Here is an 11,035-nt window from a genome sequence, read left to right as displayed (position 1 = left end):
GGAAAAAGAGAACGACCATCAACAAGAAATCGAGCAGTTGAATGAAACGATTAGCGTTGTAACCCAACAAGAAAATAAATATAAAGCCGAGATTGATAATTTAGAGAAATCCATGTTCGAACTTTCTGAAAAGGAAAATCATCATAAACAAATTATCGAAAACTTTAAACATAAAATTGAAAATTATACTCAAATAATCGGCCACCTATCCGAACAGGAAAGACAATATAAAGTGAACATTGAGAATTTGGAACAGATGATTACCGATCTAAGGGAAAAAGAGAACGACCATCAGCAAGAAATCGATCAGTTAAAWCAAACGATTAGCGWTGYATCCCAACAAGAAAATAAATATAAAKYSGASATTRAAAGTTTAGAAAARGCYATGATCGAACTTTCCGAAAAGGAAGAGCAGCAGAAAAAAGTTATCGGCAACTTTAAACAGGAAAATGAAAATTATACTCAAATGATCGGCCAACTATCGGAACAGCAAAGTCAATATAAGGTGGAAATTGCAAATTTAGAACAGATGATTATAGATTTAAAGGAAAAAGAGAACTACCATCAACAAGAAATCGATCAGTTAAATCAAACGATTAGCGTTGTACCCCAACAAGAAAATAAATATAAAGTGGAGATTGAAAGCTTAGAAAAAGCCATGATCGAACTTTCCGAAAAGGAAAATCATCATATACAAGTTATCAAAAACTTTAAACAGGAAATKGAAAAATATAATCAAACGATCGACCACCTATCCGAACAGGAAAGTCATTACAAAGTGAACATTGAGAATTTGGAACAGATGATTTCCGACCTAAAGGATAAAGAGAACTACCATCAACAAGAAATCGATCAGTTAAATCAAWCGATTGCCGTTGTATCCCAACAAGAAAATAAATATAAAGCCGAGATTGAACGTTTAGAAAAAGCCATGATCGAACTTTCCGAAAAGGAAGAAAAGCAAAAACAAGTTATCGACAACTTTAAACAGGAAATTGAAAATTATACTCAAATAGTCGGCCAACTATCGGAACAGGAAAGTCAATATAAGGTGGAAATTGCAAGTCTAGAACAGATGATTATAGATTTAAAGGAAAAAGAGAACTACCATCAACAAGAAATCGATCAGTTAAATCAAACGATTAGCGTTGTATCCCAACAAGAAAATAAATATAGAGTGGAGATTGAAAAATTAGAAAAAGCCATGATTGAACTTTCCGAAAAGGAAAATCATCATATACAAGTTATCGACAAATTTAACCAGGAAATTGAAAATTATACCCAAACCATCGACCACCTATCCGAACAGGAAAATAAATATAAAGCAGAGATTGAAAACCTAGGGCAAATGATTATTGATATTAAAGAAAATGAAGATAACCATCAACAAGAAATCGAACAATTAAATCAATCGATTACTCTTTTTTCAGGGCAAGAAAATAAATATAAAGCCGAGATTGAAAACCTGGAGCAAATGCTTATTAATTTTAAGAAAAATGAAGATAACCATCAACAAGAAATCGATCAGTTAAATCAAACGATTGCTCTTGTTTCGGAGCAAGAAAATAAATATAAAGCCGAGATTGAATATTTAGAACAGACGATTATCAATTTAAAGGAAAATCAAAGTCAACAACAACAAGAAATCGATCAGTTAAATCAATCGATTGCTCTTGTTTCGGAGCAAGAAAATAAATATAAAACTGAGATTGATCATTTAGAAAAGACGATTATCAATCTAAAGGAAAATGAAAATCAACGTCAACAGGAAATCGATCAGTTAAATCAAACGATCGCTTTTGTTTCGGAGCAAGAAAATAGATATAAAGCAGAGATTGAAAACCTAGAGCAAATGATTATTCATTTTAAGGAAAATGAAAGTCAACATCAACAAGAAATCGATCAGTTAAATCAATCGATTGCTCGTGTTTCAGAGCAAGAAAATAAATATAAAGCCGAGATTGATCATTTAGAACAGACGATTATCAATTTAAAGGAAAATGAAAGCCAACATCAACAGGAAATTAAGAACTTAACCGGTTCCATAATAGATTTAAAAGATAAAGAAATTAATTATTTAAAAAAAATGGAAACTACAAGTAAAACGGTAAATGATCAAAAAGCAAAAGAAATACATGATAAAGATGAACGAACAAAATATATTAAACAACGAGAAAAAAATCATTTGCAAGCAACAGGAAAAATGGAAAAACCTTTTAATAATAATGGAAAACAACAGCAAGTTGGAAATACTCGTGTTAATATGGGAAATTTCAATTCGCCAAATAACAAAGAAGTAATTAATCAACCAAGTGCGTTTCGATTCTCGAATGAAACAAACCAACAAAAAAATACAACCCAAAATTTTAATATGCAAACATCACATAGTCAAATATCCTCTCCCCTAAATAAACCGAGTTACACAGAAATTGATCGAACTCAACAAAATTATAATTCCGGGATCTTGTCATCGTATCAGAAAAAAGATTACCAAGATACTACATTTAAAAACACTAAGTCAGATTCATTTTCATTAGATATGTTTTATAAAAATCATCCTTTATATAATTTACATTCTGGAGCGCAAAAAACAGCGATAGATCCCTTTAAGAATTTTAGAAAGCATTAATAATAACCATTATTAAGAGTATATGTACCCTCACTTTAACTCATGGAACTACAAACAGAAACTTAAATACCACTTTCAACCGAAGATCAAGGATTGTGATATCCCCCCCTAAATATCACGTCCTTGAATTTTTCTTACTAATGAAAAATCGTTACAAAAGGAGAGATAAATGAAGTGAAAAATCATCCTTTAATTTCAATAATTTTTCCTGCCAAAAATGAAGGGGAAAATGTGAAAAACACTCTCGATTCATTGTTTTCAAGTGATACAGATTATTCCTTTGAAGTGATTATTATAAACGATGGATCATCAGATGATTGCTGCGATTTTCTTAATACCTATAATCACGCAAACCAGGTTAAGCTTTTTGAAACAGATGGCATTGGAGCTGCCAGCGCACGAAATTTAGGAGCAACAAAAGCTTCTGGAGAATTCCTGATTTTTTGCGACGCCCATTTACAGTTTGAAGATTTGTGGATCGATCATATTGTAGAACCCCTGCTTACAGGAAAATCAGATGCAGTAACCCCAGCAATCGCTTCGTTTGGCAATTCCGATTTCATTGGCTATGGTATGACCTTAAAGTCAAACCTTAGAATTAAATGGAACTCTAAACAAAATGGCCTCTTTGAAACTGCCGTATTACCCGGAGGATGCTTTATTATCTCAAAAAAAGTGTTTGAAGATGTTGGCGGATTTGAAACCGGATTTAAAACTTGGGGACATGAAGATGTAGAGCTTTCTATTAAGCTATGGCTGTTTGGATTTCGCTGCCACGTTTCGCCTAATGTAAAAATAATCCATCTATTCAGAAAAACTCACCCCTATGAAGTTAGCTATGATGAAGTTTATTATAATTTATTAAGGATGGCCTACTCTCATTTTAATACTCATCGCATACAGAAGTGCAAAAAACTCATGATCCATGTAAAAGCAAACCCGATTGAATCCCAAGTGCTCCTTGATGGAGTTAAAAAGCAGCGACGGGCCTACTTTCAAAAACGAAAATATGATGATGATTGGTACTTTGCCAAATTTAATATAGATTTCTAGTTTTTACAGAGCGCCCCATCTTTCCTAAGAGAGTCATGTCGTTTTTATAATTCCTTTCTAAATAAATCAAAATGATGAAAGGTGTGAATGTAAATGAAAGAACTATTTACAAATATTTATAAAAAAAACATGTGGGGAAACTCTGAGTCTGTATCTGGTACGGGATCATCACTTACTCAAACCAAAACACTCATTCAGGAATTACCAAGCATAATAAAACAACTTCAGATAAAAAAAATAATAGATGCACCATGTGGTGATTTTAATTGGATGAAGGAAATATACAAAAATACAGAATTATATATTGGGATTGATATCGTCGATGAGATAATAAAAAGAAATAAAAAAGAATATCCAATAAACAATGTACAGTTTTTTCATATGGACATTACAAAAGATCGTCTGCCTACAGGTGATTTAATCCTCTGTCGAGATTGTCTTGTACATTTTAGTTTTTCTGATATTCATTTAGCTTTAAACAATTTTAAAGCAAGCCAGTCGAGGTATTTATTAACGACTACATTTACTAACCTTACGTGTAATCATGAAATAAGAACAGGAAACTGGCGCCCTCTTAATCTAGAGATTGAGCCATTCAACTTTCCAAAACCTATCTTGGTTATTAATGAGAATTGTACGGAAGGAGAAATGAACTATACTGATAAATCACTAGCTTTATGGGATCTGAATATCATCAATTTTTAAAATATATTTCTCTGTTTCCGCTTCCGCATGATATTATCCCCTTAGTTAGACAGTGTAAAAAGTCCATGAAATAACATGGATGTTAAACTACTACTTGGATAGATCTTATTATGCCTAAAAAAGGGGATACATATCAATTTCCCAAGGAATTAAAGGTACAGGTTGTACAAAATTATTTGTATAATGAGGGTAGCCAATGGATTGGTGCGGAAATATTAAAATACACACGGCTTTTCAGACTTAAGCTGGATAAAGCACTGTACCAAACAAAGGCTTAATAAACCCCTTGTAAGGGCTTCCTCGTATAATACTCGATAGGATAGTAGTTGTGCCTTTTGGTTAGCCTTCCCCTTTTTGCTTCATGCCCTTAATAAGTACTTCTGCCACCTCAGGGCGAGTAAATTCCGGTGGTGGAGTAATACCCTCATGCAGCATTTCCCGGACTTTCGTTCCACTTAAAATGAACCTATCGTCAGCAGAATGAGGGCATGTCTTCAACGAAGCCATATTCATACATTTTCCACAGTAAARGCTATGTTCAAAAAACAATGGTTTAATACCTATTTCTTTAGGGTCAAACTGGCTGAAAATTTCTTGCGCATCATATGTTCCATAATATTTTCCTACCCCAGCATGATCACGGCCGACAATAAAGTGTGTGCAACCATAATTCTTTCGAACAAGCGCATGAAAGACCGCTTCCCTAGGGCCGGCATAACGCATTGCTGCTGTATAAATTGCAAGTCGGACTCGGTCCAATGGATAGTAATATTTTAATAAAATTTGATAGCTTTCCATCCGTATATCTGCAGGTATATCATCCTTTTTCGTTTCACCCACAAGAGGATTCAACAAAAGCCCATCAACCGTTTCTAATGCTGTTTTTTGCAAGTATTCATGGGCTCGGTGCACTGGATTTCTAGTTTGAAATCCGACCACAGTATTCCAACCTAAGTCTGTGAACATTTTTCTAGTTTCTTTTGGACTCATATAATATTCTTCAAACGGTATATGTGAAGGCCTATTTACTAGAAAAATAGGCCCAGCAATATAGATATCCCCTTGCTCAAATAGTTTTTTCACCCCAGGATGATTATCGTCCATTGTTTTATAAACTAGTTTAGCTTCTTCCAGTTTATCGTATTCAAACATTTCTTCTACCTGAATGACCCCGCACAGTTCTCCCTCATCACTATATAGAGCCACTTCATCCCCCGCATTAATACTCTTCGCCTCTTCCTTTGTTACAGGAAGAGTAACCGGAAGCGTCCATGGTTATCCGTTTGCCAGATGCATATATTTTAAGACGCTCTGGTAATCTTTTTCCCCCATAAATCCAATAAGCGGACTAAACCCACCATTTGAAATCATTTCCATATCCGAAATAATCCATTTTGAGATAGTAAGGGGCGAAAGGGATTTGCACTTTTCCAAATATTCTTTACGGGCAATTCCCGTTAATTCACGATTAATAAGCTTTCCGCCATGTGGTTCAATGGTGGTTTTTTGAACATCCATATATACCACCTCTATCATTTGTACTTCCATTGGGTCTTTTTCAGATCTAAATATTGACATCCCCTAAATGCTCATTATCTTTTAAGAAGTTCATGATCTGCTGCACACATTCTTCAATAGAATATTGACTGGTTTCAATAATGATTTCAGGGTTTACCGGTTCTTCATAAGGGGCTGAAATCCCTGTGAATTGAGTGATCTCTCCTATTCTGGCTTTCTTATATAACCCTTTGGGATCTCGTTTCTCACAGGCTTCTAAAGGACATTTGACATATATCTCAAGAAATTCACCCTGTTGTACCTTTTTTCTGACAGCTTCTCGGTCACTAATATAAGGCGAAATAAACGCGGCTAATACCACGATCCCGCTATCGACAAAAATTTTGGCAACTTCCCCTATTCGGCGTATATTTTCCTTTCTATCTTCAGAACTAAAACCAAGGTCTTCATTTAATCCATTCCGTAAATTATCTCCATCTAAAATATATGTCGAGATCCCCTTCTCATGCAGTTTTCCTTCGACCATATTCGCCATGGTTGACTTACCTGAACCTGATAAACCTGTAAACCAAAGAATAAAACTTTTATGTCCATGTAAAGCTTGCCTATGTTCTTTTGTAATGGAAAATGAATGATGATGGATATACCCATCTTGACCCATATTATCTCCCCTTTACTTTTTCGTTATGGAACAGGATTTTTATTATTTCGGATGACATACACTAATGATACTGTCCAGCCAATTAATATGAGCATATAAATAACGGAAGACCAATGATCAAGAACCGTCCAAGTGTTAATCAACGTTCGTGCATTCGTCAGAATAATGAATCCCCCTACAAGGACTCCCAATAAATAAGATGGCAATTTTGTAACGATCCAAGCAGCGATGGGTGCGGCAATAATTCCCCCTGCCATTAGCGCAATTACCCAAAACCAGTTCACTTCCTGCCAGCCTAATGCAATAAGAAACCCCAATGTTGCAGAAACAGCAACAGCAAACTCACTCGTATCGACCGTACCCACTACTTTTCTGGCAGGAACACCTTTTTGAGATAATAGGACAGGAGTTGTAATCGGGCCCCACCCTCCCCCACCGGTGGCATCTGCAAATCCAGCTATTAACCCCAAAACGATTGATTTTTTTCTTGATATATTAATTGATTTTCTTTCATTTCTTGTTTTAGAAATATTTAAAAAACGAAAAAGTACATATACGCCAAGAATAAATAAAAAGATCGAAATATAAGGTCTTACTACATTTCCTGGTAAATTACTCAAAAAACACGCCCCTGAAAATGCCCCAATTGAACCAGGAATGATTAATTTTAAAAGCGCTTGACGATCAACGTTCCCGAATTTCATATGAGATATACCAGAAGCAGCAGTAGTCACTACCTCGGACAGATGTACAGAAGCAGAAGCCACTGCAGGTGCAATTCCAAATGTCAACAACAGCGATGTTGAAGTAATCCCATAAGCCATACCTAAGGATCCATCAATTAATTGAGCCAAAAAACCGATAAATGCGAATATGATGAGCTTTCTCATGTTCCCCTCCTACATAAATACGTAATTCTCATAAAGGTGCTTTGTCGCATTGTAGCCAATCCTAAACACATTGAAATAATACATTTTTTGGAGGTATCTTTTTAATTTTGTTTAAAACATCAACATAAAACGGATGCTCGTCTGACATTTTATTTAAGTAATACTTAACAAAAAATATTGATTTTTCCAGACTTTAAAGTCATGTTCGAAAAAAGGAAACAACCAAATATTGATAAGATGGAGATTAATCTCTATAAGATATGCAAAAACACCCTTACTTGCTATAGACGTATAAGTCAAATAATTCACTTTACCGCTTCCCCTAGACAGGGTAATTTCAACCTCAGCCAAAACAATACTTAATTTCCTAACCCGAAAGTAATACGAAATAATAAAATTTCTTCTATTAAAATAGGAAAAGCCCTTGTTAAAAACACAAGGACTTTCAACTTTAGCGAAACAAGGCTAGTTGCATATTGAGTATGAATTTATTGTTTTCTAAAGTGCCTTAACATCAATTGTCTCATGTTAGCTTTGTGTCGATTAACAACGAGACTAGTTTCTTCTTTGATACTAACTGCATGCTTACTCGAGCCCATTTGTGGATGAACCCTATAAAGTAATAAAGGTTGAGACAAAAACTGTATGTCAAATTTTTGTACGATCCTTAACCATAAATCATAATCGTGAGTATATGGAAGTGTTTCATCAAACACTCCAATTAGATCAAATATCTTCCTATTAATCATTACCGTACAGCCATTAATAATATTTCCCCTGCTCATTGTTTTAATTAATTCAAATTTATTAGGCAGATGTATACCCAAACTAGGAGTGATTATTTTACCATTTTCATTTATACAATAATAAGAAGTATAACTAAATAACGCTCGATTTTTATTCATAAAGTCTAATTGAACTTCTGTTTTCTCAGGGTAAAAGATATCATCTGAACTGAGCCAGCAAAAATAGTCACCTGTCATATTTTTGATGCCCATATTTAATGCGCTCGCTGTTCCACCGTTTCCCTTTTCGATGTATATAATTCTATCTAGATACGGAGTGATTTTATCTGAATATTTTGTAGAGCCATCATTCACAACGATAATTTCAATATTTTTATATGTTTGGTTCATCAAACTTTCCAATGCTTCATCAATGTAGGAGCAATTATAAAACGGAACAACAATAGATACTTTCTTCACATTCACCCTCCTTCAAAGATCAATGACACTTAAACACCTTAAAAAGAAGCAGATCTATACTCCTAATATATGAGAATAGTTTAATAATGGTATAGGCTTAAGGGTTTTCTAAAAATTTACAGTCTGGATTTTCTTGCCTTAGTGCTTCAATTAAATATAGGGTTGACATTTCATTTGCTTCCAGAGAAGAAACAGGATCAATCCATGATTTTCCTATATGGTTTTGCCATGCTAAATGAAGAAGATAATCGGGTTTCACTTTCATTTTTAACTTACCAACATTTTTCCTTGTTTAATAGATCACAAAGCTCTTTCTGAACTTGACCATTTCCGAAACTCTTTCTAGACACAGCAGTAACAGCAAAACCTGCGTTTACAAAGTGATTACACGCATGCTGACCGGTGAACCCGCTTGCCCCCATAATTAACAATTTAGGCATCCGGCTCATCACTTTTCCATCCAACTTTTTAAATCCTTCAACATATGTTCAAAAGTAGGAATCTGATAATAGAAATCGTTCCTTGTATTTTTTATTGTTCGATCCAGTACGATGTTTGAGTCGGGTAAAATCTCAACGTCTGTTTTATTAAAAGTCCTTTTGATTAATTTCAAAAGATTATATTTTGACACTTTATTCTCAGAACCTAAATGATATAAGCCCGTTACGTTATTCTCAATCAATGCTTCAATGGCTTTAGCTAACTCAAGTGTCGTTACTCCATTCCACAGTACTTTCTCATAACCAATAATTTGATCTTTTTGTTTCATGAACCATTGAAACAATCCTATTCCATCTGCTTTTAACTCTGGACCGATAATTGAGGTGCGAATGGTTAAATGTTTATCGCTAATGATTTCTCCCAGTTGTTTTGATTTAGCATAAAAAGAAGTACCGTCAGGAATATCATCCTCCGTATAATTTCCTTTCGTTCCTGAAAACACGCAATCTGTACTAATATGAATAAATTTACCATTGTTCCGTTCAGCTAATTTGACCAGCTCATGTGGCAATAAGCTATTTACCTGAAATGCCAGCTTTGGATTATTGCTCGCATGGTCATTTAATATACCAATACAGTTAATAATTATATCCGGCTTTATAGATTCAATAATTTCCTCCAACTTTGTTGGGTTAGTAATATCTAGGTAGATACTCCCTTTATCTTCGGGGTCCCTTGATGAATAGAACACTTTATACTGTGGATTTTTTTGAAAATATGCTGTTATTACGTGTCCAGCCATTCCTTTTCCGCCAAGGATTAGTACTTTCATTTTAAATAAACCTACCTTTTTTTAATATCTCTTTGATTTCGTCTTTACTCATCAATGCTTTGCTTGAATTGTAGTTCAATAAGTTTACAGGTTTATATTTTGAATAATGTCCTTTATTTCTTCTGAATGGATTGTAGGAAGAATAACAAAGTACTCATCATCAAAAGTAATCGTCGTTTTACTTTCGTATTCAGAGTGGGGGGTTATGCAATTTTTCTCAAAGCCTAATACCTAGGATATCCACTTCAACATTTTCCACATCAGAAGAATCAATTAATACTTGAGCAAGATCAATAATTTTACAGGACGGCATTTTCATTTCGAAAATTTCTCCGCCAATGCTTATAAATGTAGCCTTAAATACCAATTTAATCGCTTCCTCAATGGTTAGTAAGAATCTCATCATGTTCAAGTCAGTTATTCCGATTTTCCCCTTTTCTTTAATCTGCTTTTTAAATACATGGATGACACTTCCATTTGTTCCTAAAACATTCCCACCTCTGATACATACAAATCTTGTTTTCGTGTTTAATGTATTAGCATGGATAATCAATTTTTCTGCCATCGCCTTTGAAAGGCCGTAAAAGTTGGATGGATTTGAAGCCTTGTCTGTAGAAATATTTATAACTAAATGAACATTACAGCTTATTGCGGCTTCTATAACATTCTGTGTTCCGATTACGTTCGTCTTTAATGCTTCTATGGGTTGGTCTTCACAAATAGGTACATGCTTTAACGCTGCCAAGTGGAAAATATAATCAACCCCTTGGCAAGCTTCCAATAAAGCTTCCTTCTCTTTTACATACCCGATTATGAAATGTAATTTCGGATTATTATCAAACTCTTGCTTCATTGTAAATTGATTAGACTCATTTCTTGAAAAAATCCGTATTTCACTCGGTTCAAAATCTAATAACTGCTTAACCAATTCATATCCCTATGAGCCTGTACCGCCTGTTACCAAGATTGTTCGATTCTTAATCAATTTCATGGCCTCCCAGTATTATTTTAAGTACTTTATCTGAAACGTTTTTATGGTTGTAACCTTCTGGAAAAGTCCAGTTCTTTTGCTGGTTAACCATAACCTTCACACAATTGACG

At 34.4% G+C, this 11,035-nt stretch carries 9 protein-coding genes and 2 pseudogenes; 3 read left to right on the top strand and 8 right to left on the bottom strand.

All coding sequences use genetic code 11. The features are described 5' to 3' along the window. The 3 genes from AC1DVB_RS22280 to AC1DVB_RS22270 form a co-directional block, all read left to right on the top strand. Positions 1–2,629: coiled-coil domain-containing protein (locus AC1DVB_RS22280; RefSeq protein ID WP_477591002.1), on the top strand; the 2,629-nt coding region annotated here is incomplete at its 5' end. A 165-nt stretch (positions 2,630–2,794) separates the two neighbouring features. Then, a complete protein-coding gene (locus tag AC1DVB_RS22275; RefSeq protein ID WP_477591006.1) occupies positions 2,795–3,682 on the top strand; it encodes a glycosyltransferase family 2 protein in 888 nt (295 codons plus the stop codon). 93 nt (positions 3,683–3,775) lie between these two features. Then, on the top strand, positions 3,776–4,387 hold the full coding sequence (locus tag AC1DVB_RS22270) for a class I SAM-dependent methyltransferase (RefSeq protein WP_477591001.1): 612 nt from the start codon (positions 3,776–3,778) through the stop codon (positions 4,385–4,387). A gap of 339 nt (positions 4,388–4,726) precedes the next feature. Here AC1DVB_RS22270 and sat read toward each other — a convergent pair. From sat to AC1DVB_RS22230, 8 genes and pseudogenes are all read right to left on the bottom strand, one after another. Next, positions 4,727–5,905 (bottom strand): annotated as a pseudogene (sat, locus tag AC1DVB_RS22265) (sulfate adenylyltransferase). A 46-nt stretch (positions 5,906–5,951) separates the two neighbouring features. Continuing rightward, the gene (gene cysC / locus AC1DVB_RS22260) at positions 5,952–6,566 is read right to left on the bottom strand and encodes an adenylyl-sulfate kinase (protein WP_477590999.1); all 615 of its coding nucleotides are present in this window, start codon (positions 6,564–6,566) and stop codon (positions 5,952–5,954) included. A 23-nt stretch (positions 6,567–6,589) separates the two neighbouring features. After that, a complete protein-coding gene (locus AC1DVB_RS22255) occupies positions 6,590–7,456 on the bottom strand; it encodes a sulfite exporter TauE/SafE family protein (RefSeq protein WP_477590997.1) in 867 nt (288 codons plus the stop codon). A gap of 488 nt (positions 7,457–7,944) precedes the next feature. Next, complete coding sequence (locus AC1DVB_RS22250; protein WP_477590995.1) at positions 7,945–8,661, bottom strand: glycosyltransferase family 2 protein; 717 nt, start codon at positions 8,659–8,661, stop codon at positions 7,945–7,947. Positions 8,662–8,758: 97 nt separating this feature from the next. Beyond that, positions 8,759–8,926 (bottom strand): GDP-mannose 4,6-dehydratase, encoded by a 168-nt coding sequence (locus AC1DVB_RS22245; protein WP_477590993.1) that lies wholly within the window; start codon positions 8,924–8,926, stop codon positions 8,759–8,761. Positions 8,927–8,933: 7 nt separating this feature from the next. After that, positions 8,934–9,083 carry an NAD-dependent epimerase/dehydratase family protein gene (locus AC1DVB_RS22240; protein ID WP_477591004.1) on the bottom strand — a complete coding sequence of 50 codons (150 nt, stop codon included), beginning with the start codon at positions 9,081–9,083 and terminating at the stop codon, positions 8,934–8,936. Positions 9,084–9,109: 26 nt separating this feature from the next. Then, entirely contained in the window at positions 9,110–9,934 is an 825-nt protein-coding gene (locus AC1DVB_RS22235; RefSeq protein WP_454861363.1) for a dTDP-4-dehydrorhamnose reductase family protein, read from the bottom strand. A 1-nt stretch (position 9,935) separates the two neighbouring features. Next, positions 9,936–10,862: pseudogene (locus AC1DVB_RS22230) on the bottom strand (polysaccharide biosynthesis protein). Positions 10,863–11,035: the final 173 nt, after the last annotated feature.

This window comes from Peribacillus sp. P4_D6 (assembly GCF_056401795.1).
The sequence above is the reverse complement of the archived record's forward strand: the minus strand, read 5'-3'. Positions and strand labels throughout refer to the sequence as shown.

Coding starts and splice junctions, on each gene's coding strand:
- AC1DVB_RS22245 (WP_477590993.1), bottom strand. CDS start 8,926: ATGAAAGTGAAACCCGATTATCTTCTTCATTTAGCATGGCAAAACCAT.
- AC1DVB_RS22270 (WP_477591001.1), top strand. CDS start 3,776: ATGAAAGAACTATTTACAAATATTTATAAAAAAAACATGTGGGGAAAC.
- AC1DVB_RS22255 (WP_477590997.1), bottom strand. CDS start 7,456: ATGAGAAAGCTCATCATATTCGCATTTATCGGTTTTTTGGCTCAATTA.
- AC1DVB_RS22235 (WP_454861363.1), bottom strand. CDS start 9,934: ATGAAAGTACTAATCCTTGGCGGAAAAGGAATGGCTGGACACGTAATA.
- cysC (WP_477590999.1), bottom strand. CDS start 6,566: ATGGGTCAAGATGGGTATATCCATCATCATTCATTTTCCATTACAAAA.
- AC1DVB_RS22240 (WP_477591004.1), bottom strand. CDS start 9,083: ATGGGGGCAAGCGGGTTCACCGGTCAGCATGCGTGTAATCACTTTGTA.